The sequence below is a fragment of the Pseudomonas sp. NPDC008258 genome (assembly GCF_042956345.1).
Classification (GTDB): domain Bacteria; phylum Pseudomonadota; class Gammaproteobacteria; order Pseudomonadales; family Pseudomonadaceae; genus Aquipseudomonas.
The window spans coordinates 83,339-109,080 of sequence record NZ_JBIBGE010000019.1 but is presented as its reverse complement, the minus strand read 5'-3'; the positions used below and the strand labels follow the sequence as shown (position 1 = coordinate 109,080).

The 25,742-nt window shown below is 62.8% G+C and carries 18 protein-coding genes and 2 pseudogenes; 8 read left to right on the top strand and 12 right to left on the bottom strand.

Features of this window, described 5'->3' with window-relative positions; genetic code table 11:
* Positions 1–290: 290 nt before the first annotated feature.
* From ACFY9W_RS16915 to ACFY9W_RS16895, 5 genes and pseudogenes are all read right to left on the bottom strand, one after another.
* Complete coding sequence (locus ACFY9W_RS16915; protein ID WP_391132206.1) at positions 291–1,283, bottom strand: flippase-like domain-containing protein; 993 nt, start codon at positions 1,281–1,283, stop codon at positions 291–293.
* Positions 1,280–2,044, bottom strand: a complete 765-nt coding sequence (locus ACFY9W_RS16910; protein WP_391132204.1) for a DUF2334 domain-containing protein — start codon at positions 2,042–2,044, stop codon at positions 1,280–1,282. The genes ACFY9W_RS16915 and ACFY9W_RS16910 overlap by 4 nt, the downstream gene beginning before the upstream one ends.
* Positions 2,037–3,158, bottom strand: coding sequence for a glycosyltransferase (locus tag ACFY9W_RS16905; protein ID WP_391132202.1), 1,122 nt, complete (start codon positions 3,156–3,158; stop codon positions 2,037–2,039). The genes ACFY9W_RS16910 and ACFY9W_RS16905 overlap by 8 nt, the downstream gene beginning before the upstream one ends.
* Before the next feature lie 238 nt (positions 3,159–3,396).
* Positions 3,397–3,993, bottom strand: a pseudogene (locus tag ACFY9W_RS16900) (methyl-accepting chemotaxis protein); the annotation flags it as partial.
* Between the two features lie 261 nt (positions 3,994–4,254).
* Positions 4,255–5,214: pseudogene (locus tag ACFY9W_RS16895) on the bottom strand (cache domain-containing protein); the annotation flags it as partial.
* A 227-nt stretch (positions 5,215–5,441) separates the two neighbouring features.
* Between ACFY9W_RS16895 and ACFY9W_RS16890 the strand changes: the two are divergent.
* The gene (locus ACFY9W_RS16890; RefSeq protein ID WP_391132200.1) at positions 5,442–6,917 is read left to right on the top strand and encodes a helicase HerA-like domain-containing protein; all 1,476 of its coding nucleotides are present in this window, start codon (positions 5,442–5,444) and stop codon (positions 6,915–6,917) included.
* 205 nt (positions 6,918–7,122) lie between these two features.
* Here ACFY9W_RS16890 and ACFY9W_RS16885 read toward each other — a convergent pair whose 3' ends face one another.
* Together ACFY9W_RS16885 and ACFY9W_RS16880 are read right to left on the bottom strand one after the other, a co-directional pair.
* Positions 7,123–8,595 (bottom strand): inorganic phosphate transporter, encoded by a 1,473-nt coding sequence (locus tag ACFY9W_RS16885; RefSeq protein WP_391132198.1) that lies wholly within the window; start codon positions 8,593–8,595, stop codon positions 7,123–7,125.
* 308 nt (positions 8,596–8,903) lie between these two features.
* The gene (locus ACFY9W_RS16880) at positions 8,904–9,104 is read right to left on the bottom strand and encodes a hypothetical protein (protein WP_391132196.1); all 201 of its coding nucleotides are present in this window, start codon (positions 9,102–9,104) and stop codon (positions 8,904–8,906) included.
* 474 nt (positions 9,105–9,578) lie between these two features.
* Here ACFY9W_RS16880 and pcaR point away from each other — a divergent pair, with 474 nt between their 5' ends.
* From pcaR to pcaC, 7 genes are all read left to right on the top strand, one after another.
* A complete protein-coding gene (pcaR, locus tag ACFY9W_RS16875) occupies positions 9,579–10,451 on the top strand; it encodes a pca regulon transcriptional regulator PcaR (protein ID WP_391132194.1) in 873 nt (290 codons plus the stop codon).
* A gap of 322 nt (positions 10,452–10,773) precedes the next feature.
* Positions 10,774–12,120: an aromatic acid/H+ symport family MFS transporter gene (locus ACFY9W_RS16870; protein WP_391132192.1), complete on the top strand. Its 1,347-nt coding sequence runs from the start codon at positions 10,774–10,776 to the stop codon at positions 12,118–12,120.
* A 207-nt stretch (positions 12,121–12,327) separates the two neighbouring features.
* Positions 12,328–13,530, top strand: coding sequence for a 3-oxoadipyl-CoA thiolase (gene pcaF / locus ACFY9W_RS16865; RefSeq protein WP_391132190.1), 1,203 nt, complete (start codon positions 12,328–12,330; stop codon positions 13,528–13,530).
* Between the two features lie 199 nt (positions 13,531–13,729).
* Complete coding sequence (locus tag ACFY9W_RS16860; protein ID WP_025753926.1) at positions 13,730–15,019, top strand: MFS family transporter; 1,290 nt, start codon at positions 13,730–13,732, stop codon at positions 15,017–15,019.
* A gap of 9 nt (positions 15,020–15,028) precedes the next feature.
* The gene (locus tag ACFY9W_RS16855; RefSeq protein ID WP_391132188.1) at positions 15,029–16,381 is read left to right on the top strand and encodes a 3-carboxy-cis,cis-muconate cycloisomerase; all 1,353 of its coding nucleotides are present in this window, start codon (positions 15,029–15,031) and stop codon (positions 16,379–16,381) included.
* Between the two features lie 11 nt (positions 16,382–16,392).
* A complete protein-coding gene (pcaD, locus tag ACFY9W_RS16850; RefSeq protein ID WP_391132186.1) occupies positions 16,393–17,184 on the top strand; it encodes a 3-oxoadipate enol-lactonase in 792 nt (263 codons plus the stop codon).
* Between the two features lie 10 nt (positions 17,185–17,194).
* Positions 17,195–17,587, top strand: coding sequence for a 4-carboxymuconolactone decarboxylase (gene pcaC, locus ACFY9W_RS16845; protein ID WP_012273983.1), 393 nt, complete (start codon positions 17,195–17,197; stop codon positions 17,585–17,587).
* Between the two features lie 105 nt (positions 17,588–17,692).
* Here the strand turns inward: pcaC and ACFY9W_RS16840 are convergent, their stop codons facing one another.
* The 5 genes from ACFY9W_RS16840 to ttgB all read right to left on the bottom strand — a co-directional run bounded on the left by ACFY9W_RS16840 (position 17,693) and on the right by ttgB (position 25,741).
* Positions 17,693–18,205: an Mpo1-like protein gene (locus tag ACFY9W_RS16840; RefSeq protein ID WP_391132183.1), complete on the bottom strand. Its 513-nt coding sequence runs from the start codon at positions 18,203–18,205 to the stop codon at positions 17,693–17,695.
* 194 nt (positions 18,206–18,399) lie between these two features.
* Entirely contained in the window at positions 18,400–19,323 is a 924-nt protein-coding gene (locus ACFY9W_RS16835; protein ID WP_391132182.1) for a LysR substrate-binding domain-containing protein, read from the bottom strand.
* A gap of 202 nt (positions 19,324–19,525) precedes the next feature.
* Complete coding sequence (locus tag ACFY9W_RS16830; RefSeq protein ID WP_391132179.1) at positions 19,526–20,779, bottom strand: OprD family outer membrane porin; 1,254 nt, start codon at positions 20,777–20,779, stop codon at positions 19,526–19,528.
* A 358-nt stretch (positions 20,780–21,137) separates the two neighbouring features.
* Positions 21,138–22,592 carry an AdeC/AdeK/OprM family multidrug efflux complex outer membrane factor gene (locus tag ACFY9W_RS16825; RefSeq protein WP_391132177.1) on the bottom strand — a complete coding sequence of 485 codons (1,455 nt, stop codon included), beginning with the start codon at positions 22,590–22,592 and terminating at the stop codon, positions 21,138–21,140.
* On the bottom strand, positions 22,589–25,741 hold the full coding sequence (gene ttgB, locus ACFY9W_RS16820; protein ID WP_391132175.1) for a multidrug efflux RND transporter permease subunit TtgB: 3,153 nt from the start codon (positions 25,739–25,741) through the stop codon (positions 22,589–22,591). The genes ACFY9W_RS16825 and ttgB overlap by 4 nt, the downstream gene beginning before the upstream one ends.
* Position 25,742 lies beyond the last annotated feature (1 nt).

The following is a 25,742-nucleotide window of genomic DNA, read 5'->3' as shown; positions in this document are numbered from 1 at the left end:
GTGAGGCCTTAGGGCTGCTTTGCAGCCCATCGCCGGCAAGCCAGCTCCCACAGGGATTGCACATGGCCTGGACTCGATGCGGTCGGTGTGGGAGCTGGCTTGCCGGCGAAAGGGGCGCAAAGCGCCCCCGACAATCTCGAAAGGAACCCTGATGGCCAGGCAACGCAACAACCCCACTGCTTCACCCCCGCCCACCCTCGGCGAAGGCTGCCTGGCCCGCTACGACCCTGACGCCCTGGATGACGGCGACGGCACCGACTTCCCCGGCGCTGCCGAACTCTGGCAACAGCTCAACCTGCCTGACCCCGCCAACGCTCCAGCAACGGACGGGCCAACAGGCACACAAACACCGGCCCACCCGCCAGCAGATAAAAGTAGTAAGTAACCGCCCGCCAGATCAGGATGGCCGCCGCTGCGGTGGAACTGCCCACCAAGGGCGTCAACAGGCTGGCCGAGGTCAGCTCGGCAGCTCCGGCCCCTCCGGGCAACAGGCTGAACTGCCCGGCGCTGAGCGACAGCATCTGCACAAGGAAGCTGGGGATCCACGCCAAGTCCACCCCCAACCCCCTCAATACCAGGTACAACACGCTATAGCGCAAGCACCAGTGTGCGCAGGTCAGGGTAAACACCAGGCTGAGCGTTCGCTTGGGCAGGCGCCAGGTTTGCGCCAGTGCGTCGATGAAGTGCAGTACTTTGCGTGCCCAGCGGCGTTTGCGCTGCTGGCTCATGCCCAGGCGCTGAAGCAACTTGCCATTAACGCGCATCACCGTGCGCCGGTAGCGCAGCAGCCCGACCACCCCGCCCAGTGCAATGCAGAGCAGCAGCGCGCTGCCCATCAGCATGCTTTCCTGGCTGCGGCCCAGGCTGTGGAACAGCGCATAGCCGGCTATGGCCAGCATGGCGCAGAAGAAGAACACCAGGTCGTTCAGTTGGTCCATGGCGAAAACGGCGCCGCTGCGTGCCGGGCCGATGCGGTGGCGCGCGAGCAACGCCATCAGGGTCAAAGGCCCGCCGCTGCCGCCAGGGGTGGTGCAGATGGCGAATTCGGTGGCCATCACCACGCCGAGGCTGCGCAGGTGCCCAAGCCTTGTGCCTTGCTGGCCCAGAAGCAGGCGCAGGCGGATGGCGTTGATGACCCAGCACAGCAGGATCATGCCCAGCAGCATCAGCATCAGCGCGGGGTCGAAGCGCTGCAACCTTGGCAGCAACTCACTGCCACCGAGCAGGGTTGGCACCAGCACAGCGCCGAGCAGTGCCAGGCCCAGCCAGGTCAAGCGGTTCATGTGTTGGCCTGGCGGTCCAGCCAGGCCGACTTGGTCAGTGGTTCGCGGCCTTGAGCCAGCAAACCGCGCAAGGTATTCAGCCAGTAGTCGCGAGAGGTGCGGTGACGCATGTCTACCGGGTGCAGGCCCAGGCGCAGGGTGTCGGCGTCGCGCCAACGCCGGCATTGCCAGTCGCACAGCACCCTGGAAAGCCCTCGGCGCCAGGCGCTGCGGGCACTCCATACCAGCCCTGGGGCTTCGATCGCGGTGAAGTCCGGCAAGCGGTACAGGTGCTGCGGGGTGCTGGTGTAACGCAGTGGCAGGCGGCGCAGGGCCTGGCGGGTGCCTTCGCTCATCAACCAGGCCGGGGCGACGAAGCCGGCTACAGGCCAGCCCTGCTGGTGAAACAGGCCCAGGCCCTGCTCCAGCCGTTGCAACGCCTGCTGCTGGTCAAGGCCATGGAACTCGCCTTCGTGGGTGTAGATACGGCGCATGAAGTATTCGCCGGGCGTACGTGGCGGCGGGCCGTTGTCTGCGTGGTAATAGCCGTGCAGGGCCAGTTCGTCGCCCTTGGCCAGGCGCCGCTCAAGCAGGCGGCAGAAGGTGGGTGAGCGCAGCAGCAGGTTGCGCTGGTGAAAGTCCGGCACCACCAGCCATGTCATGGGGATGCCGCCGAGTGTGTCGATGGCCTCGACGAAGGGTTGATAGTCGGGCCAGGTCTCGGGCGCCACATCGTGCAGCACCAGCATCAGGCTGCGCGATGCTGGCTGTGCCTCAGCCATGGGCGCGTACCTGCGACGGGTGGCCGAGTACGGCCTGGTAGTGCTGCAGAAGGCCGCACACCACGTTGTCCCATGAGTAATGCTGCTCCACGTGATGTCGGGCCTGTGCCCCGAGTTTGCGGACACCGGCCTCGAATGCCTCACGCACGGCCGCCGCCATGGCCTGGCCATCGTTGGGGCGGCACAAGCGCCCGCAATGCTCATTCACGATTTCGCCAAAGGCGCCAGCGCGCACGGCTACCACGGGGGTGGCACTGGCCATCGCTTCAAGTATGACCAGGCCGAAGGTTTCCTGGTCCCCAGCGTGCACGAGCAGGTCGGCACTGGCCATCAGCCGTGCGACCTCCGGCGCGGGGTGGAAGTGGTCGATCACGCTGACATTCTGCGGCACATTGGCCGGCATGTTGGAGCCCACCAGCAGCAGGTGGTACGGGCTACCCAGCTGCTGCATGCAGTCGAGCAGCACGGGCAGGTTCTTTTCCCGCGAGCCACGGCCGGCATAGATCAGCAGGCGGCTGGTGTCGGCAATACCCAGTTGCGCACGTAGCTGCGGGTCGCGCTTTTCGGGGTTGAAGGTGGCCAGGTCCACACCCAGGCGCTGTACATGCACATCATGTACGCCCAGGCGACGCAGTTTGTCGGCCATGACCTGACTGGGTGCCAGTACCCGGTCGAAATTGCCGTACAGCTTGCTGACATATGCTTCGACATTGGGCGTGAACCAGTTACCCATGCGGTTGCTGACCAGCAAGGGCAGGTCGGAGTGGTAGAAGCCGATTACCGGCACATCGAGCTGACGCCGCGCCTCCAGCGCTGCCCAGGCAGTCAGATAGGGGTCGCCAACTTCGATCAGGTCGGGCTTGAGCGAGCGTAGCGTTTTGCACCAGGGGGCCAGGCGTACCGGAAAGCGGTAGCCCTTGCCGAACGGCAGGGGTGGGGCGGGAACTTGAAATATACCGTCGGCATGCTGGGCGCTCGCGCCGGGTATCAGCAGGCTGTGGCGTACACCATCAATGGCGTCGAGGCGGCGGTGTTTGGCATCAAGATAGGTTCGTACGCCGCCGCTGGCCGGGGCGTAGAACATGGTGATGTCGGCAATGTGCACGATCAGCATCCCTCCGGGATCGTCTTCGGGTCTGTCATGCGGCGGTAACGGGCCGGCGATGACGCGCCTAAAGGTTGACCTTTCAGAAGGATAGTTTGTTCGATCGGGCTTGGGCGGTGTAGGGCTGGGGAACTGCACCGGCTTCTTCGCCGGTGAATCCGCTCCCACAGGTAAAACACAAACCCCCAGGTTTGTGCAGGCCCTGTGGGAGCGGGCAAGCCCGCGAAGCAGGCGACGCGGTATGGGCTTAAATGCGGAAGCTGCCCACCAGGTGCTTCAGGCGGCCGGCCTGCTGCTCCAGGTCCGAGCAGGCGCGCAAGGTGGCCTGCAGGTTCTCCACGCCTTCCTGGTTGAGCATGTTGATCTCGTTGATGTCCATGTTGATCGCCTCGACCACGGCGGTCTGTTCTTCAGTGGCGGTGGCTACCGACTGGTTCATGCCGTCGATCTCGCCGATGCGCACGGTAACGCTGTCCAGCCGCTCACCGGCCTGGTTGGCGATCTGCATGCTTTCCTGGCTGTGGCGCTGGCTCTGGTCCATGGTCTCGACCGACTCGCGGGCGCCTACCTGCAGCTCTTCGATCATGGTCTGTACCTGCTGCGCAGATTCCTGGGTGCGGTGCGCCAGGTTGCGCACTTCATCGGCCACCACGGCAAAACCACGCCCGGCTTCACCCGCACGGGCCGCTTCGATAGCAGCGTTCAGCGCCAGCAGGTTGGTCTGCTGGGAAATGCTGGTGATCACTTCAAGGATCTGGCCAATGTTGACGGTTTTGTTGTTCAGGGTCTCGATGTGCGCGCTGGAACTGACGATCAGGTCGGACAGGCGGTTCATCGCGGCAATGTTGCGCTCGACCACTTGCTGGCCCTCTTCGGCCAGCAGGCGCGCCGAACTGGCGTGCTGCGATGCCTGGGCGGCGTTCCCGGCGATTTCCTGAGCGGCTGCGCCCAGTTCGTTGATGGCGGCGGCCACGCTGTTGGTGCGGTTGCTCTGTTCGTCGGAGTTGGTCATCGACGAGTTAGAGGCGCTGATGACACGCAGGGCCACTTCGTTGACCTGTTCGGTGGCCGAGGACACTTCGCGGATCGAACTGTGGATACGCTCGACAAAACGGTTGAAGGCGCTGCCCAGAATGCCGAACTCATCGTGGTTGTGAATGCGCAGGCGTTTGGTCAGGTCGCCTTCACCCTGGGCGATGTCCTCCATGGCGCGGGTCATGGTGTGCAGGGGCTGCATCAGCACACGGATCAGCAGGCCAAGCAGGCCGATGATGATCACCACCGCCACCACCGTGGCGATTACCGCCGAGGTGCGGAAGGTGCTGAGCATCGAGAAGGCCTTGTCCTTGTCTACCGACAGGCCGATGTACCAGTTGGCCGAAGGCAGGCCGGTGATCGGGGTGAAGGTAAGCAGGCGGGTTTGGCCTTCACTCTGTACTTCGGTCAGTTCACCGGTCAGTTTCGGGGTGTGCTGCGGGAACAGGTCCGACAGCGATTTCATCACCAGGTCCTTGTCGGGGTGCACCAGGATCTTGCCTTGGTCGTTGACCAGGAAGGCGTAGCCCATGCCGCCAAAGTTCAACGAGTTGATGATCTGCACCAGGCCGTCCAGGGCAAGGTCGCCACCGACCACACCGACACTGCTGGAAACCTTGTTGAGGATGCCGATGACCATCTTGTTGGTGGTCATGTCGATGTAGGGTTCGGTCAGCGTTGCGCCGGCGGCGCTCATGCCGTCCTTGTACCAGGGGCGGGTACGAGGGTCGTAGCCGTCGGGCATTTTTGCGTCGGGGCGCACGCTGAAGCCGCCGTCGACCTTGCCCAGGTACACGGTGAGGAAGCTGGAAACCAGCGCATTCTGGCCCATCAGGGTTTCAGCGTTGGCCGGGTCCTGGGCTATGTTCTGTGCCAGGTTTTCTACCAGTTTGATACGGCCTTCGAACAGGTTGCGGATGTTGGTCGAAGTGGAGGCGCCCATTTCAGCCAGATAATTTTCCAGGTCCTCGCGGATCGCATTACGCTGGAGGTAATCGTTGTAGAGGGTGAAAAGGCTGAAGGCGAGCATCACGATCAATGATGCCGCCAAAAGAATCTTGTGGCTGAAACGAAGGCTTTTGTTCATGGCGTAATCGGTTCCGCTAAGGTTTTATATCAGGCGTTCGCACGGGTGAAGCGGTAAGGATGTGCAATATCCCGAAAAGTCCCTTTTCGGTTGTTCCTCTCTGATTAAGGCAAATATCACCCAAAGGTATCGGCCGAATTAAGGTAAAGCTTGAGCAGAGGATTAATGAGATGTCGGAATCTTCGACCATCGTTGTAGGCGCAGGCCCGGATGGCCAGCCAGTAGGGCAAGCAATGCGGTTGGCCAACCGTCACGGACTGGTGGCGGGCGCGACGGGTACAGGCAAGACCGTGACTTTGCAGCACCTGGCGGAGGTGTTCAGCGATGCGGGGGTGGCGGTGTTCGCGGCCGACGTCAAAGGCGACCTGTGTGGGCTGGGGGCTGCCGGCACGCCGCAGGGCAAGGTGGCTGAGCGCATCGCGGGCATGCCCTGGCTGGGGCACACGCCTCGGGCCTACCCGGTGAGTTTGTGGGATATTGCCGGGCAGTCCGGCCACCCGCTGCGCACCACGCTCAGTGAAATGGGGCCGCTGCTGCTGGGCAACTTGCTGGAGCTGACCGACAGCCAGCAGGCTGCGCTATACGCGGCGTTCAAGGTGGCCGACCGTGAAGGCCTGTTGCTGCTGGACCTGAAAGACCTCAAGGCGCTGCTTGCACATCTGAAGGACAACCCGCAGCTGCTGGGTGAAGACAGTGCGCTGATGACCACTGCATCTGCCCAGGCATTGTTGCGTCGGCTCGCCACCTTGGAACAGCAGGGCGCTGAAGCCTTGTTTGGTGAGCCGGCTTTGCAGCTGGAAGACTTGCTGCGGCCGGACACGGACGGCCGTGGGCGCATTCACCTGCTCGATGCCAGCAGGCTGGTGCATGAGGCGCCCAAGGTTTATGCGACTTTCCTGCTGTGGCTGCTGGCTGAGTTGTTCGAGCAGTTGCCCGAACGTGGCGATGCCGACAAGCCGGTATTGGCCCTGTTCTTCGATGAAGCGCATTTGCTGTTCAATGGTACGCCCAAGGCGCTGCAGGACCGCCTGGAGCAGGTGGTGCGGCTGATTCGTTCCAAGGGCGTCGGGGTGTATTTTGTCACCCAGTCACCGGGTGACTTGCCGGATGCGGTGCTGGCCCAGTTGGGCTTGCGCATTCAGCATGGCTTGCGGGCGTTTACTGCCAAGGAGCAGAAATCGTTGCGCGCGGTAGCCGATGGTTTTCGCCCCAACCCGGCGTTTGACACCCTGGCGGTGCTGACCGAGTTGGGGATTGGCGAGGCGCTGGTGGGCACGCTGGAGGAGAAGGGCACGCCGGCCATGGTGCAGCGGGTGTTGGTTGCGCCGCCGCAATCGCGGATCGGGCCGTTGTCTGCAACCGAACGCACTGCACTGATTGCCGCTTCGCCACTGGCGGGGCGTTATGACAAGCCGGTGGACCGTGAATCGGCCTATGAAATGCTGACCCAGCGCAAGGGCGAGGCGGTGGAGCCTGCGCCGCAACCCAAGGCAGATGAGGAAAGCCTGGCCGACAAGGCGGGCGAATTCTTGCAGAGTGCAGCGGGGCAGGCGATCAAGTCGGCGGTGCGCCAGGCGGCCAACCAGTTGGGGCGGCAGCTGGTGCGTGGGTTGATGGGGTCGCTGCTGGGGGGCAAGAAAAAATAGTAGAAACCTGCACCATACCTGTGGGAGCGGCCTTGTGTCGCGAAAGGGATGCGAAGCATCCCCAGAATTTCTGCGCACATTCATACATTGCTGGGGCTGCGTTGCAGCCCAATCGCGACACAAGGCCGCTCCCACAAAAAAGCGGTCTATTTCCAATAGTAAAAAAAAGCGCCTGCGAAGGCGCCTTTCTCTATGTGGGTATCACTCAGCCAATGGCTTTGGACGCCAGCCAGAACAGGCCGGCTGCCAGGCCCATCGAGGCCGGCAGGGTGAGTACCCAGGCCAGCAGGATGGTCTTCACGGTCCCGCCTTGCAGGCCGCTCTTGTTGGCGACCATGGTGCCGGCCACGCCGGACGACAGCACGTGGGTGGTGGATACCGGCAGGGCGAACACGTTGGCCATGCCGATGGCACAGGCTGCGGTGATCTGTGCCGACATGCCCTGGGCATAGGTCATGCCCTGCTTGCCGATCTTCTCGCCAACGGTCAGGACCACGCGCTTCCAGCCAACCATGGTGCCCAGGCCCAAGGCCAGGGCAACGGCCACGATGACCCAGAACGGCGCGTACTCGGTAGTGGCGGTCAGGTCTTTACGCAGTTTTTCCAGGTCGGCCTTTTCACGGGCTTCCAGGCCAGGCAGCTTGCCAACCTTTTTCGCCGTGTCATCCAGGCACAGCAGGTAGCGGCGCACTTCAACGCGCTTGTCTGCACTCAGGCTGTGGTAGTCGGTCACGCCCTGAAGCGAGGACTGCAGCGCGGCAATGGTCGGCTCGGTCTGTTGCGGGTTGCAGCTGAACTGCTCCGGCAGGTCGCTGGCCTTGGCTTTGCCCAGTGCCAGGAACTCGCCCAGGGTGGCGGCGTTACGCTGGTAGAACTGGCTCATGTGCAAGGTGGCGTCGCGGGTACGCTCGATCTGGTAGGTGGTGCTGTTCAGGTCGAGGACGAACTTGGCCGGGACGATGCCGATCAGTACCAGCATGATCAGGCCGATGCCCTTCTGGCCATCGTTGGAGCCGTGTACGAAGCTCACGCCCATGGCCGAAACCACCAGTACCATGCGGTTCCAGAATGGCGGGTGCTTCTTGTCGTCGAGCTTGCGGCGCTGGTCGGGGGTTTTGTGCATCTTCGACAGCGGGCGCCACCACTTCAGGCCAATCAGCACCAGGGCTGCAACGGCGAAGCCGGCCATTGGCGAGACCACCAGCGACATGGCGATGTCGATCGCCTTCTGCCAGTTCACGCCGTCGCCCAGCGGGATGTCGTTGATCAGGGCGTTGGCCAGGCCAACACCGAGAATGGAGCCGATCAGCGTGTGCGAGCTGGAAGCGGGGATGCCAAAGTACCAGGTGCCCAGGTTCCAGGTGATGGCCGCGGCCAGCAGCGAGAAGACCATGGCCAGGCCGTGTCCGGTGTTCACATTGATCAGCAGCTCTACCGGCAGCAGGTGCACGATGGCATAGGCCACCCCGACACCGCCCAGCAGAACGCCAAGGAAGTTGAACACGCCGGAGAAGAACACGGCGAGGTGCGGCGGCATGGCTTTGGTATAGATGACGGTAGCTACCGCGTTGGCGGTGTCATGAAAGCCATTGATGAACTCGAAGGCGAGTACGAAGGTCAAGGCGAGCAGCAGGCTCACCAACACCCAGGCATCCAGTCCGCTGAATAAATCGATCATGAAGGTTGTCTGGCGGTCATAGGGGGGCGGGATTATGCCAGAAAACCTTGGCAATCGATGCACCTGCTACAGACCGATGGCAATCTTCCGGGTGAGCACGCGCTGTGCGCATCAGGGCTTCGAGGCAGAGAAATGTCCGTTAAATGGCCCTAAATCTGGCGAAATCCTGCAAAAAGCTCAACAAATACCCGTTCTTCCGATATTCAAACGGATGTATGAAATTTGTGTAATTCCATTTCACCTTCGGCCTGACGGTAAAGATAGACCGCGCCCAGGGCCGGGCGGCGACGCGCTGGCGTGGCCCGAGGTCAGGGATTGTCGCCGCGCAGTTCCTTCTCCATACGTTCCAGTTCCTGGCTGAAGGACTGGTCACGGATGCTGGCACGTTTGCGCCAAGGTTTGCGTTCCGGGTCCGGTTGTGCGGCGTAAGTGGTAACTTCGCCACCGTAGACATCTTTGAAGCGTTCAGCCTGGCGCTCGAGTTCTGCGCGCAGTTCGTCTTTTGTCACATGCAGTACCTGAAAAAGTGTGATGACTGTTGTTATGCGTTGTGCAGCGTGCACATGCCTTGTTGGCCGCATTGGCCTGATACCGCGGAAGGTTGTACTGCCACGGAAGCGTCGGGCCTGCACCATCGATTATAGCAACCGATAATTTACCGAACATCGTTATTTACCCAACACTGACATCATCTGACATAAGTAATGGGCGGTGCCGGGAAACTGTTTGCACCTTTCGTACATGTTTGAAAGGCATGGCGGATAAAAGTTCGCTGCAATGCCGGGCAAGGCCCGAATGAAAAACGGCCTCGCCAAAAGGCGAGGCCGTTGCCTGGGGGCTTCTACGGTGGGTACCTGACCAGTCTCTCCAAAGAAGCCACAAGTGGCCAGAGAAAGGTATAAGCAAAAGTGTCGGCGGTCAATTGCGATTATCGGCCGCTTGTTCGATAATCGCACGAATGGGCGTTTTTTTTGAGGTGTGCGATGAGTGACGAAACCCTGGCCAAAGATTCGGTCAATCCGGAGCCTGCGCGGCCCGCTTCGGCCATGGCACCACCGATCGTGGCCTCCCCCGCCAAGCGCATTCAGGCGTTTACCGGCGACCCGGATTTCATGACCTCCCTGGCACGTGGCCTGGCCGTGATCCAGGCTTTCCAGGAGCGCAAGCGCCACCTGACCATCGCCCAGATCAGCCACCGCACCGAAATCCCGCGCGCAGCGGTGCGCCGTTGCCTGCACACGTTGATCAAGCTGGGTTACGCCACCACCGACGGGCGTACCTATTCGTTGTTGCCCAAAGTGCTGACGCTGGGGCATGCCTACCTGTCGTCGACGCCGTTGGCGATTTCTGCGCAGCCTTATCTGGACCGTATCAGTGATCAACTGCACGAGGCCGCCAACATGGCCACCCTCGAAGGTGACGACATTCTTTATATAGCCCGTTCGGCCACGGTCGAGCGGCTGATATCGGTCGACCTGTCGGTGGGCGGGCGCCTGCCGGCCTATTGCACATCGATGGGGCGCATTCTGCTGGCCGCGATGGACGACACCAGCCTGCGTGAGTACCTGGAGCGCGCAGACCTGAAGGCGCGCACCAGCCGCACCCTGAATGACCCTGAGTCACTGTTCGCCTGTATCCAGCAGGTGCGGGCCCAAGGCTGGTGCGTGGTGGACCAGGAGCTGGAGCAGGGGCTGCGTTCGATTGCGGTGCCGATCTATGACGCATCGGGGCAAGTGTTGGCGGCGTTGAACGTGAGCACCCACGTCGGGCGAGTGACGCGTAGCGAGCTGGAGCAAAGGTTCTTGCCGATTTTGCTGGCCGCCAGCCGCGACCTTTGCCATCAGTTGTTTGGTTGAGATGTTCTGGGGCCGCAAGATGGCCCCAAAATAGAACAGGCAAAACCGTTTCTTGTGCGATAAACGCACAGTGTCGTTCCGGGTGAATTGCTTCACCTGCGCCCGCTGATTAATGTTTCTCGCAACGGTCGGCCCTGCCGACCGAACAAGAAAAACATAAGAGGCACTTATCATGAATACTGTCCCCTCGCTGCCGCGGCCGCATCCGCGCGCAGTTCCGTTGTATCCAGGCTGACGCAGGCCATATTCCCCAATCATCGCCCTCTGTGCCGGTTGCCCGTGTGCAGTGGTCTGGCTGTGCCCTACATTCTGGATAACAACAATGAACCAAGCGCAAAACAGCGTCGGCAAAAGCCTCGACGTTCAGTCGTTCATCAATCAGCAGCCTTTGTCCCGCTATCAATGGCGGGTTGTGCTGTTGTGCTTCCTGATTGTCTTCCTCGATGGCCTGGACACCGCCGCCATGGGCTTTATCGCCCCGGCGCTGTCGCAGGAGTGGGGGATAGACCGCGCCAGCCTCGGCCCGGTAATGAGTGCCGCGTTGATCGGCATGGTGTTCGGCGCCCTGGGCTCCGGGCCGCTGGCTGACCGCTTCGGCCGCAAGGGCGTGCTGGTAGGTGCAGTGCTGGTGTTTGGCGGCTTCAGCCTGGCCTCGGCCTACGCCACCAACGTTGACCAGCTGCTGGTGCTGCGCTTCCTGACCGGCCTGGGCCTGGGTGCGGGCATGCCCAACGCTACCACGCTGCTGTCCGAGTACACCCCCGAGCGCCTGAAGTCGCTGCTGGTGACCAGCATGTTCTGCGGCTTCAACCTGGGCATGGCCGGTGGTGGTTTCATTTCCGCCAAGATGATCCCGGCCTATGGCTGGCACAGCCTGCTTGTGATCGGCGGCGTGCTGCCATTGCTGCTGGCGTTGGTATTGATGGTATGGCTGCCGGAGTCGGCACGGTTCCTGGTGGTGCGCAACCGCGGTACCGACAAGGTGCGCAAAACCCTGTCACCCATCGCGCCGCACGTGGTGGCCGAAGCGGGCAGCTTCAGCGTGCCAGAGCAGAAGGCCGTTGCAGCACGCAACGTGTTTGCCGTCATTTTCTCCGGCACTTATGGCCTGGGCACCGTGCTGCTGTGGCTGACCTATTTCATGGGCCTGGTGATCGTGTACCTGCTGACCAGCTGGCTGCCAACCCTGATGCGTGACAGTGGCGCGAGCATGGAGCAGGCCGCGTTCATCGGTGCGCTGTTCCAGTTTGGCGGTGTGCTGAGTGCTGTGGGTGTGGGCTGGGCCATGGACCGCTTCAACCCGCACAAGGTGATCGGCATCTTCTATCTGCTGGCCGGGGTGTTTGCCTACGCAGTGGGGCAGAGCCTGGGCAACATCACCGTGCTGGCCACGCTGGTGCTGATTGCCGGCATGTGCGTGAACGGCGCGCAGTCGGCGATGCCGTCACTGGCGGCACGCTTCTACCCGACCCAAGGCCGGGCCACCGGTGTATCGTGGATGCTGGGTATTGGCCGCTTTGGCGCGATCCTCGGCGCCTGGAGTGGTGCGACCTTGCTGGGGCTGGGCTGGAATTTCGAGCAGGTGCTGACGGCGCTGCTGGTGCCTGCCGCACTGGCCACCGTGGGTGTGATCGTGAAAGGGCTGGTGAGCCACGCGGACGCGACCTGAACAGTACTCGGGGCCGCATTGCGGCCCCTTCGCAGCGCGGCGACCTAAGGTTAGCAAGGCAACAAATTGTTCGCTGATCGCACAAATAGTCGATTATCGGATTGTAAGCCACCCGCCTGTCTCCTTAATCTGAGCTCACCGAAGCACCCTGACCAGTAGCCTCCAAACGTACCGCCGCGGCCCATGGCCAGTGGCAGGAGAAGCCTAATGCGCGACGTATTTATCTGTGACGCCATCCGCACCCCGATCGGCCGCTTCGGCGGCGCGTTGGCGGGTGTGCGTGCCGACGACCTGGCTGCCGTGCCGTTGAAAGCGCTGATTGAGCGCAACCCGACTGTGCAGTGGGACCAGGTTGACGAAGTGTTCTTCGGCTGTGCCAACCAGGCCGGTGAAGACAACCGCAACGTGGCGCGCATGGCGCTGCTGCTGGCCGGTCTGCCCGACAGCATCCCGGGCGTCACCCTGAACCGCCTGTGCGCGTCGGGCATGGATGCCATCGGCACCGCTTTCCGCGCCATTGCCAGTGGTGAAATGGAGCTGGCGATTGCTGGCGGCGTCGAGTCGATGTCGCGTGCGCCGTTCGTCATGGGCAAGGCCGAAAGCGGCTATTCGCGCAACATGAAGCTGGAAGACACCACCATCGGCTGGCGCTTCATCAACCCGCTGATGAAGAGCCAGTACGGCGTGGACTCCATGCCGGAAACCGCCGACAACGTGGCCGATGATTACCAGGTTTCGCGCGCTGACCAGGACGCTTTTGCCCTGCGCAGCCAGCAGAAAGCTGCAGCCGCACAGGCTGCCGGCTTTTTTGCCGAAGAGATCGTGCCGGTGCGCATTGCGCACAAGAAGGGCGAAATCATCGTCGAGCGTGACGAGCACCTGCGCCCGGAAACCACGCTTGAGGCATTGACCAAGCTCAAACCGGTCAACGGCCCGGACAAGACCGTCACTGCTGGCAACGCCTCGGGCGTGAACGACGGTGCTGCGGCGCTGATCCTGGCGTCGGCGGAAGCAGTCAAGAAGCACGGCCTGACCCCGCGTGCCCGGGTACTGGGTATGGCCAGCGGCGGTGTTGCACCACGGGTGATGGGCATTGGCCCGGTGCCGGCGGTGCGCAAGCTGACCGAGCGCCTGGGTGTGGCGGTAAACGATTTTGATGTGATCGAGCTTAACGAAGCGTTTGCCAGCCAAGGTTTGGCAGTGCTGCGTGAGCTGGGTGTGGCCGATGATGCGCCGCAGGTGAACCCGAATGGTGGTGCAATCGCCTTGGGCCATCCGCTGGGCATGAGCGGGGCGCGCCTGGTGCTGACTGCGCTGCATCAGTTGGAGAAGAGTGGTGGGCGCAAGGGCCTGGCGACCATGTGTGTTGGGGTTGGTCAGGGTCTGGCGTTGGCCATCGAACGGGTTTGACCTGTACTGGCCTCTTCGCGGGTAAACCGCTCCCACAGGATGATCGTTGCCCACTGCACAACGGGAACCTGTGGGAGCGGGCGTGCCCGCGAAGAGGCCGGTATGTTCGACTCAAGGCCAATTGCCAGCTTCAAAGCGGAACGAGTGTGTTACCAGGTATGTCTAGACTTACCTAGGACCCTCCAGGAGTAAACCCGTCATGACCTCAACCTATTACACCGGCGAAGAACGCAGCAAGCGTATCTTCGCTATCGTTGGTGCCTCATCAGGCAACCTGGTGGAATGGTTCGACTTCTACGTCTACGCCTTCTGCGCCATCTACTTTGCCCCGGCCTTCTTCCCCTCCGACGACCCGACCGTACAGCTGTTGAACACGGCGGGGGTATTCGCCGCTGGCTTCCTGATGCGCCCCATTGGTGGCTGGATTTTCGGCCGCCTCGCTGACCGCCATGGTCGCAAGAATTCCCTGATGATCTCGGTGCTGATGATGTGCTTCGGCTCCCTGATGATCGCCTGCCTGCCTACCTACGCCAGCATTGGCACCTGGGCACCGGCACTGCTGTTGCTGGCCCGCCTGATCCAGGGCCTGTCGGTGGGCGGTGAGTACGGCACCACAGCCACCTACATGAGTGAAGTGGCCCTGCGCGGTCAGCGCGGCTTCTTTGCTTCGTTCCAGTACGTCACCTTGATCGGCGGCCAGTTGCTGGCGGTGCTGGTGGTGGTGATCCTGCAACAGTTGCTCACTGAAGATGAACTGCGTGCCTGGGGCTGGCGTATTCCCTTCGTGGTGGGCGCCATCGCCGCGCTGATCTCGCTGATGCTGCGCCGCTCGCTGCACGAGACCAGCAGCGCCGAAACACGCCAGGACAAGGATGCCGGCACCATCAAGGGCCTGTTCCGCAATCACGCAGCAGCCTTTGTTACCGTGCTCGGCTACACCGCCGGCGGCTCGCTGATCTTCTACACCTTCACTACTTACATGCAGAAGTACCTGGTCAACACTGCCGGCATGACCGCGAAGAACGCCAGCTATGTGATGACCGGCGCGCTGTTCCTGTTCATGGTGCTGCAGCCGTTCTTCGGCATGTTGTCCGACCGTATTGGCCGGCGCAATTCGATGCTGCTGTTCGGCGCCTTGGGTACCCTGTGCACTGTGCCGCTGCTGATGGCGCTGAAAACCGTGACCAGCCCGTTCATGGCCTTCGTGCTGATCAGCCTGGCGTTGTGTATTGTCAGTTTCTACACCTCGATCAGCGGCCTGGTGAAGGCCGAGATGTTCCCGCCACAGGTGCGTGCGCTGGGTGTGGGCCTGGCCTATGCAGTCGCCAACGCGGCATTCGGCGGCTCTGCTGAGTACGTAGCCCTTGGCCTGAAGACCCTGGGCATGGAAAACACTTTCTACTGGTACGTGACGGCCATGATGGCGATTGCCTTCCTGTTCAGCCTGCGCCTGCCGAAGCAGGCGGCATACCTGCACCACGATGATTAAGGACGTGGCATGACCAATCAACTGTTCGACGCCTACTTCACCGCGCCGGCCATGCGCGAGATTTTCTCCGACCGTGGCCGCTTGCAGGGCATGCTCGATTTCGAGGCCGCGCTGGCCCGTGCCGAAGCCGCTGCCGGGCTGGTGCCGCACAGCGCCGTGGCTGCCATCGAGGCGGCGTGCCAGGCCGAGCGCTATGACGTTGGCGCGCTGGCCAATGCCATCGCCACTGCTGGCAACTCGGCGATCCCGTTGGTGAAGGCGTTGGGCAAGGTGATTGCCAGTGGCGTGCCCGAGGCTGAGCGCTACGTGCACCTGGGTGCCACCAGCCAGGACGCGATGGACACCGGGCTGGTGCTGCAACTGCGCGATGCCCTCGACCTGATCGAAGCCGACCTGGGCAAACTGGCCAATACCCTGTCGCAGCAGGCCTTGAAGCATGCCGATACGCCATTGGTGGGTCGCACCTGGCTGCAACATGCTACCCCGGTGACCCTGGGCATGAAACTGGCCGGCGTGCTGGGGGCATTGACCCGCCACCGCCAGCGCCTGCAGGAACTGCGCCCGCGCCTGTTGGTACTGCAGTTCGGCGGCGCCTCGGGCAGCCTGGCCGCCCTGGGCAGCAAAGCGATGCCGGTGGCCGAGGCCCTGGCCGAGCAACTGAAGCTGACCCTGCCTGAGCAACCCTGGCATACCCAGCGCGACCGCCTGGTGGAGTTTGCCTCGGTGCTGGGCCTGGTGGCCGGTAGCCTGGGCAAGTTTGGCCGCGATGTCAGCTTGCTGATGCAGACCGAGGCGGGGGAGGTGTTCGAGCCTTCCGCGCCAGGCAAGGGGGGGTCTTCCACCATGCCGCACAAGCGCAACCCGGTGGGCGCGGCGGTGCTGATCGGTGCTGCCACCCGCGTGCCTGGCCTGGTGTCGACCCTGTTCGCCGCCATGCCTCAAGAGCACGAACGCAGCCTGGGCCTGTGGCATGCCGAGTGGGAAACACTGCCGGATATCTGCTGCCTGGTCTCCGGCGCGCTGCGCCAGGCCCAGGTGATTGCCGAAGGCATGGAAGTGGATGCAGCGCGCATGCGCCGTAACCTCGACCTGACCCAAGGGTTGGTGCTGGCCGAAGCGGTGAGCATCGTCCTCGCCCAGCGCCTGGGCCGCGACCGCGCCCACCACTTGCTGGAGCAATGCTGCCAGCGTGCAGTGGCCGAACAGCGCCACCTGCGTGCCGTGCTGGGTGACGAACCGCAGGTCAGCGCCGAGCTGTCTGCCGAGGAACTCGATCGGCTGCTCGACCCTGCCCATTATCTGGGTCAGGCGCGCGTGTGGGTGGCGCGTGCCGTATCCGAACATCAACATTTCACTGCCTGAAGGAGACTGCTGTGGCGCATTTGCAACTGGCCGATGGCGTTTTGAACTACCAGATCGATGGCCCGGAGAACGCCCCGGTGTTGGTCCTGTCCAACTCGCTGGGCACCGACCTGGGCATGTGGGACACCCAGATTCCGCTGTGGAGCCAGCACTTGCGTGTGCTGCGCTACGACACCCGTGGCCACGGTGCCTCGTTGGTCACCGAAGGCCCCTACAGCATCGAACAGCTGGGCCGCGACGTGCTGGCCCTGCTCGATGGCCTGGACATCCAGAAAGCGCACTTCGTCGGCCTTTCGATGGGCGGCCTGATCGGCCAGTGGCTGGGCATCAACGCCGGTGAACGCCTGCACAGCCTGACCCTGTGCAACACCGCCGCCAAGATCGCCAATGACGAGGTGTGGAACACCCGTATCGACACCGTGCTCAAAGGTGGCCAGCAGGCCATGGTCGACCTGCGCGATGCCTCCATCGCCCGCTGGTTCACCCCGGGCTTTGCCCAGGCCCAACCAGAGCAGGCCCAGCGCATTTGCCAGATGCTGGCGCAAACCAGCCCGCAGGGCTATGCCGGCAACTGTGCAGCGGTGCGTGATGCCGATTACCGTGAGCAACTGGGCCGCATCCAGGTGCCGGCGCTGATCGTGGCCGGTACCGAAGATGTGGTGACTACCCCCGAGCATGGCCGCTTCATGCAGGCTGGCATCAACGGTGCCGAGTACGTCGACTTCCCGGCGGCGCACCTGTCCAACGTCGAAATCGGTGAGGCCTTCAGCCGCCGTGTGCTCGACTTCCTGCTGGCTCACTGAGGACAACGCCATGGACGAGAAACAACGTTACGACGCCGGCATGCAAGTACGCCGTGCGGTACTTGGCGATGCCCACGTGGACCGCAGCCTGGAAAAGCTCAACGACTTCAACGGCGAGTTCCAGGAGATGATCACCCGCCACGCCTGGGGTGATATCTGGACCCGCCCGGGCCTGCCGCGCCATACCCGCAGCCTGATCACCATCGCCATGCTGATCGGCATGAACCGCAACGACGAGCTGAAACTGCACCTGCGCGCGGCTGCCAACAACGGCGTGACCCGTGACGAGATCAAGGAAGTGCTGATGCAGAGCGCGATCTACTGCGGCATTCCGGCGGCCAACGCCACGTTCCACATGGCCGAGTCGGTGTGGGATGAGTTGGGCGTAGAATCGCGCAGCTGACTGTTGTGGGAGCGGGCGTGCCCGCGAAACTGGCGACGCGGTGGATGGCACCGGCGCTGCCGGTGTTCGCGGGCACGCCCGCTCCCACAGAGACCGCGTAAGTTTTTACAGGGCGCGCACGGCCACCGGCCCGGCGTTGGCTTCGACGGCCTGCTTCAGCGCCGGGCACAGCCCCAGCATGAACGCCGCTTCAGCCACTACGAACAGCGGCCCGATGATCAGGCCGCTGACATCGTCGACAAAGGCCGGTTTGCGGCCTTCGTAGTAATGGCCGACGAACTGGATCACCCAGCCCACCACGAATGCCCCCAGCCCCGCGCTGAGCCACAGCGTTGTTGTCTGTACTGCCAGCACCTGGCCGACCCACAGGCACAGGCCCAGCAACAGCCCCATCACCAGCCCGAAACGCAGGTCCAGGCGCAGGTAGAACCACACCGAGGCCGCGGCTGCCAGCAGGGCAGGGGATAGCCACATGCCAGCCATCTCCCAGCCTGGGCGCGACAGCAGGATGGTGACTGCCAGCACGATCATGGGGATGCCGACGAAGTGGGTGGCGATGTTGCGTGGGTCGCGGTGGTAGCTGGCGTATTGGCTCAGGTGGTCGACGAGGTTTTTCATTGTTGTGCCTCCCTGTTCAGTGTTGTTTTGCCTGTACTGGCCTCTTCGCGGGCTCGCCCGCTCCCACAGGATCACCACAGTTTTCAAGCTGGGTGAATTACCTGTGGGAGCGGGCAAGCCCGCGAAGAGGCCAGCACAGGCAACCTGTGACTGGATAGTGATCAGGATAGCCCGCAGCCACCACTATCATCAGCTCAGCGAATGGCGGCAGCCCGTACTGGCGTATCCAGCCCCACCAGCGTGTCTATCATCGCCCGCGCTGCAGGCGACAACCGGTAACCGCTACGGCTGACCACCCCGCAACGCACGCTCAGCACCTCCAGCGCCGGCGGCAGGTTGCGCCAGTGCAGGCGCACCAGTGTGCCGGCAGCCAGGTCTTCGGCCACGGCCTCTTCGCTGGCAGTGCCAACCGCATCGCTGGCCTGTACAACGCTGCGCAGCACCGCCAGGTGTTCGGTTTGCAGGTGCGGGGTGAAGTCGCTGCGCCCACTGAGGTTGGCCAGGCGTTTGCGCACACCGGGGGCTAGCAGGGCACTGGCAAGCGGGTAGCTGAACAAGTCGTTGGTCGACAGGCTGTCCTTGGCCAGCAACGGGTGGCCCGGGCGGCAGAAAAACAGGCCGGGGCGTGGCGACAGGGGCTCGGTGTGGAAGTTGGGGTCGGCTTCGAACGGGCGGATATCGTCGACGAAAAACTCGATCTGCTCACGGCGCAGGGCCTGGCCCAGGCGTTCGGCATTATCCACCAGCAGCGAGGTGCGGATGCCCGGGTGGCGCTCGATGAAGTGGCGCAAGGCGTCGGGGACCAGGCGCACGGCAAGCGCCGGGCCGCTGCCGAAATGCAGCTCGCCGGCGTCGAGCTTGGTCATTTGCAGCACTTCGTTGCTCAGTTGCGCGGCACCCTGTACCAGGCGGCGTGCGTGTTGCAATACCACCAGGCCCTCGGGGGTGGGTGGCAGGGCTTTGCTGGCGCGGTCGACCAGCGGGCAGCCGAAGGTGTGTTCCAGGCCTTGGATGGCGCGGCTGAAGGCGGGTTGGGTAATGCCCATGGCCTCGGCGGCACGGACGAAACTGCGGTATTCGGTGAGGGCGATGAAGTAGCGCAGCTGGCGGAGGTCCATGTCACGGCTCTGGGGCGGGGGGCAGGGGCCTATTCAAGCTGTTACAGCTTATGTCGTCAAAGAAGGTTTATGGATTTAGTTATTTCTTCTGGTTATTTAGAAGGGCTTCTGGCCTCTTCGCGGGCAAGCCCGCTCCCACAGGTAGGGCGCACGATTCAAGACTGGTGCAATCCCTGTGGGAGCGGGCTTGCCCGCGAAGAATTTAAAGGAGATTCAGCGGGTAGCTGACAATCAGGCGGTTCTCATCGAACGCGTTGGTGCTGAAGTCCCGGCGCATGGTGGAGTTGCGCCATTTCACCGACAGGTCCTTGAAGCTGCCCGACTGCACCACGTACGCCAGTTCGGTCTCCCGTGCCCATTCCTTGCCATCGTCCACGCTGCCCACGGTGACGTTGTCACCCTTGATGTAGCGGTTCATCAGGGTCAGCCCAGGCACGCCAACGGTCGCGAAGTTGAAGTCATGGCGCACCTGCCAGGAACGCTCCTTGGCATTGTCGAAGCTGGAGTTGTAGCTGTCGTTGGCCAGGGTACCGCCACTGGTGCCGTTGACCCGCATCCAGGCGTCGTCGCCGCTGACCTTCTGCAAGCCCACGTAGAAGGTGTGGCCCTGGTAGCGCGCCGAAAGCATGGCGGAGGCGGTGCGGTTGTCCAGCTTGCCGGCGCGCTCTGCGCCGTCTTCCTTGCCGATGAAGTAGCCCAGGTTGGCGCCCAGGGTCCAGTCGCCCAGCGGCTGGCTGTGCGTCAGGTTGAGGTATTGCTGGCGGTAGATGTCTTTGAGCTGGGCATCCCACAGGCCGATCATGGTGCGCTTGTCATTGAAGGTGTACTCGCCACCTCCAAAGTTGAAGCGATCGGATGTGAACGCGCCTTTGCCGTTCATCGACATGTCTTCCATGCTGGCGTCGTTGCGCGGGCTGTTGCCGCGGAACTGGCCGGCGTACAGCGTCAGGCCGGCAATCTCCTTGGAGGTCAGCTGGCCACCACGGAAGGTCTGCGGCAGCGAGCGGCCATCGTCCGAGCGCAGGATGGGTAACACCGGCATCCATTCACCGACTTTCAGCTCGGTTTCGGACAGCTTGGCTTTCAGCGCTACACCCAGGCGACCAAAGTCATCAGCCGGGCGGCCGTCGTCGTGTACGGGCAGCAGGTGTGTGTTGGTGGTGCCTTTGCCGCCGTCGAGCTTGACCGAGTACATGCCTAACACGTCTACCCCGAAGCCGACGGTGCCTTGGGTGAAGCCGGAGCGGGCGTCGAGAATGAAACTTTGCGTCCATTCTTCGGCCTTGGCCTGTGGGTGAGCCGGGTCGACGAAGTTGCGGTTGATGTAGAAGTTACGCAGGTTAAGCGTGGCCTTGGCGTCCTCCATGAAACCGCCCTCTGCGGCGAACAGGGGGAAGGCGCAGGACATGGCCAACAGGCCGGGCAGCAGCTGGCGTGCGGTGTGCGAAGTGCTCATCTGTCGTGGATCTCTTGTTTTTATGGGTGAGCCGGTGCGCTGCAGGATGCGGCCTGCAGGTGCGGGGCTTTTTTGATGAACTTGGGCAACGTTGCGTGGGGGGATGGTGCGCGGTAGCGCGGGGGTGAGGCAATTCGCCGCAAACGGAACGGGGCGATAATCGAACGGAATGTTCCAGTTGGTTAATTGATTGCCAGTGCCGGCCTCTTCGCGGGCTTGCCCGCTCCCACAGGATCACCACAGCCTTTGAAACTGTGAGGACCCTGTGGGAGCGGGCAAGCCCGCGAAGAGGCCGGCACTGGCAACATAAAACAAAAAGCCCACCGCGAGGGTGGGCTTGATGCTGCTACAAGCTCAATCAGCCTTTCGGTGCTTGCACCGATGCCTGCTGGTTGGCCTGCCCGGTCTGCTCATACCAGCCACCGCCAAGCGCCTTGTACAGGTTGACCTCGCTGGTCAGCTGCGACAGGCGGTCGGTAATCAGCGACTGCTGCGCGCTGAACAGGTTGCGCTGGGCGTCGAGGAAGGTCAGGTTGCTGTCGATACCGATGCGGTAGCGGCGTTCGGCCAGGCGGTAGTAGTCCTGGTTCGCCTGCACCAGGTCGCGCTGCGCCTGCAGCTGCTCTTCGAAGGTCTTGCGCGCCGCCAGGCCATCGGAGACTTCCTGGAAGGCGGTCTGGATGGTTTTTTCGTACTTGGCGACGTTGATGTCCTTCTGGATCTTCGAGTAGTCCAGGCTGGCTTTCAGGCTGCCAGCGTTGAAGATCGGCAGGTTGATCTGCGGCTGGAACAGCCAGGTGCCTTGGCCACCTGCGAACAGGTGACCCATGTCGGGGCTCAGGCTGCCCGCATTGGCCGTGAGGCTGATGCTGGGGAAGAACGCTGCACGGGCGGCGCCGATGTTGGCGTTGGCGGCCTTGAGCAGGTGCTCCGCTTCCTGGATGTCCGGGCGACGCTGAAGGATGTCCGACGGCAGGCCGGCGGGTACTTCGGCCAACTGGTCGGCATCCAGCTGCAGCGGCTTGGCCAGGTCGGCCGGAATGCCGGTGCCCAGCAGCACAGTCAGGCTGTTGACGTCCTGGGCGACCAGGCGCTGGTACTGCGAGTACTTGACCCGTGCGCCTTCCACGGCGGTGCGGGCCTGGCTCACATCCAGTGCCGAAGCCACGCCGACTTCATTGCTGCGACGGGTGAGGTTGTAGCTTTCCTCGTAGGTCTTCAGCGTTTCTTCGGTCAGCTTGAACAGCGCCTGGTCGGCCTGCCAGGTGTAATAAGCGTTGGCCACGCTGGCCACCAGGGCGATCTGCGTGGAACGACGTGCCTGCTCGCTGGACAGGTAGGTTTCCAGCGCCTGCTCGGTCAGGCTGCGCACGCGGCCGAACAGGTCCAGCTCATAGGCACTGACGCCCAGGGTGGCCGAGTACTGGCTGGTGATGCCCGATTCACCGGTTTGCGACATGTTCGCCGGCACCCGTTGGCGGCTGCCGCTGCCGGTGGCCGAAACCGCCGGGAACAGGTCGGCGCGCTGGATGCGGTATTGCGCACGGTAGGCGTCGATGTTCAACGCCGCAACGCGCAGGTCGCGGTTGTTGACCAGCGACGTCTGGATCAGCTGCTGCAGCGCCGGGTCGTGGAAGAACTGGCGCCAGCCCTGTTCGGCAGCGGCAACGTCTGCCGACTGGGTCGGCGAGTACGCAGGGCCTTGCGGCCACTGCGCTGCCACCGGGGATTCCGGGGTCTGGTAGTCAGGGATCAGCGAGCAGCCGCCAAGAATGAAAGCGGTTACCGCCAGGGACAACAAAGACTTGGTCATTGCCCAGCCTCATAACGTGGAGTTTCAGGGGTGGCGTCTTTTTCCGGCTCTTTGCTGCCGAACAGCGACGACACTGCGACGAAGAACAGAGGTACCCAGAAGATAGCCAGCACGGTCGCACTGATCATGCCGCCGATTACACCGGTACCGATGGCATGCTGGCTACCGGCGCCCGCGCCACTGGCGATGGTCAACGGTACCACGCCGAGGATGAACGCCAGCGAGGTCATGATGATCGGGCGCAGACGCATGCGGCACGCCTCGATCGCCGCGTCATACAGGCTGCGGCCTTGCTCGTGCAGCTCCTTGGCGAACTCGACGATCAGAATGGCGTTCTTCGCCGCCAGGCCGATGGTGGTCAACAGGCCGACCAGGAAGTACACGTCGTTGGACAAGCCGCGCAGGCTGGTGGCGATCAGTGCACCGATGATACCCAGCGGTACTACCAGGACGACGGCGATCGGGATCGACCAGCTTTCGTACAGGGCTGCCAGGCACAGGAACACGAACAGGACCGAGAGGGCGAACAGCGCCGGCATTTGCGAACCGGAGAGTTTTTCCTCGTAGGACATGCCGGTCCAGGAGAAGCCGACGCCGCTTGGCAGTTCGCCAGCAATGCGCTCGACTTCGGCCATGGCTTCACCGGTACTGTAGCCTGGCGCTGGCGCACCCAGGATTTCCATCGCCTCTACACCGTTGTAACGCGACAGCTTCGGCGAACCGTAGGTCCATTCGCCCTTGGCGAAGGAGGAGAACGGCACCATCTCGCCAGCGCCATTGCGCACGTACCACTTCTGCAGGTCTTCCGGGCTCATCCGGGCGTTTGGCTCGCCCTGGATGTACACCTTCTTGACCCGGCCGCGGTCGATGAAGTCGTTGACGTAGCTGGCACCCAGGGCAATCGACAGGGTGTTGTTGATGTCGGCGATGGTCACGCCCAGGGCGCTGGCACGTTCGTCATCGATGGTCAGCTGGTACTGCGGCTCGTCGTTCAGGCCGTTAGGGCGCACAGCCATCAGGATTTTGCTTTGTGCTGCCTTGGCCAGGAACTGGTTGCGCGCTTCCATCAGCTTCGCGTGGCCGATACCGCCGCGGTCCTGCAGGAACACGTCGAAGCCGGTGGCGTTACCCAGTTCGAGCACGGCTGGCGGGGCGAAGGCGAACACCATCGCATCGCGGAAGCTGAAGAAGTGCTGCTGGGCGCGTTGGGCCAGGTTGAACACACTGTTCTCGGCAGAACGCTCGCCCCACGGCTTGAGCATGATGAACGCCATACCCGAACTCTGGCCACGGCCGGCGAAGTTGAAACCGTTGACGGTGAACACCGAGGCTACCGTGTCGGCTTCTTCTTTGAGCAGGTACTCACGCATCTGGTCGACGACCACCTGGGTGCGCTCGGCGCTCGAACCGGCCGGCGTCTGCACCTGGGCGAACAGTACGCCCTGGTCTTCTTCCGGCAGGAACGCGGTGGGGATGCGGGCGAACAGCCAGATCATGCCGACCACGATCAGTGCATAGGCCAGCAGGAATGGCACCTTGTTGCGCAGGATGGTGCCGACACTGCGCTCGTAGCCGTTTACGCTGCGGTCGAAGTTGCGGTTGAACCAGCCGAAGAAGCCACGCTTGGCCACATGGTGCTCGCCCTTCTTCAGCGGCTTGAGCATGGTGGCGCACAGGGCCGGGGTGAAGATAAGCGCCACCAGCACCGACAGGCCCATGGCCGAGACGATGGTGATGGAGAACTGCCGGTAGATCACACCTGTGGAACCACCGAAGAAGGCCATGGGCAGCAGTACCGCCGACAGCACCAGGGCGATACCCACCAGGGCGCCCTGGATCTGCTCCATCGAGCGCTTGGTCGCCTCTTTGGGCGGCAAGCCTTCTTCGGACATGACCCGTTCGACGTTTTCCACCACGACAATGGCGTCGTCCACCAGCAAGCCGATGGCAAGCACCATGGCGAACATGGTCAGGGTGTTGATGCTGAAGCCTGCGGCGGCAAGGATGCCGAACGTACCCAGCAATACCACCGGTACGGTCATGGTGGTGATGATGGTGGCGCGGAAGTTCTGCAGGAACAGGTACATCACCAGGAACACCAGGACCACGGCTTCGATCAGGGTGTGGATCACGCCGCTGATCGACTCGGTGACCACCGGGGTGGTGTCATATGGGAACACAGCCTTCACGCCAGGCGGGAAGAACGGCTCCAGGTCGGCGATGGTCTGGCGCAGTGCCTTGGCGGTGTCCAGGGCGTTGGCACCAGTCGCCAGTTTTACCGCAAGGCCGGAAGCCGGCTTGCCGTTGAACTGGGCGCTGACCGCGTAGTTTTCACCGCCCAGGCCGACCTGGGCTACGTCACCCAGGCGTACTTGCGAGCCGTCATTGTTGACCTTGAGCAGGATCTTTTCGAACTGCTCGGCAGTCTGCAGGCGGGTCTTGCCGATAATGGTGGCGTTCAGCTGGGTACCCGGCAAGGCCGGCAGGCCACCGAGCTGGCCGGAGGACACCTGCACGTTCTGCGCGGCAACGGCGGTCTTGACGTCGACCGGGGTCAGCTGGAACTTGTTCAGCTTGGCCGGATCGAGCCAGATACGCATGGCGTACTGCGCACCAAACACCTGGAAGTCACCTACACCGGCCGTGCGCGAGATCGGGTCCTGCATGTTGGAGACGATGTAGTTGGCCAGGTCGTCCTTGGTCATGCTGCCGTCTTCGGACACCAGGCCGATCACCAGCAGGAAGTTTTTGACTGCCTTGGTTACACGGATACCTTGCTGCTGCACTTCTTGCGGCAGCAGCGGGGTGGCCAGGTTCAGCTTGTTCTGTACCTGCACCTGCGCGGTGTCGGCGTTGGTGCCTTGCTCGAAGGTAGCGGTAATGGTCATGCTGCCGTCGGAGTTGCTTTCCGACGACACGTAACGCAGGTTGTCGATACCGTTGAGCTGCTGCTCGATCACCTGAACCACGGTGTCCTGCACGGTTTGCGCCGAGGCGCCCGGGTAGGTCACGGCGATGGCGATGGCCGGCGGCGCGATGCTGGGGTACTGGTTGATCGGCAGCTTCAGGATCGACAAGGCGCCGACCAGCATGATCACCAAGGCGATCACCCAGGCGAAGATCGGGCGATCGATAAAGAACTTCGACATG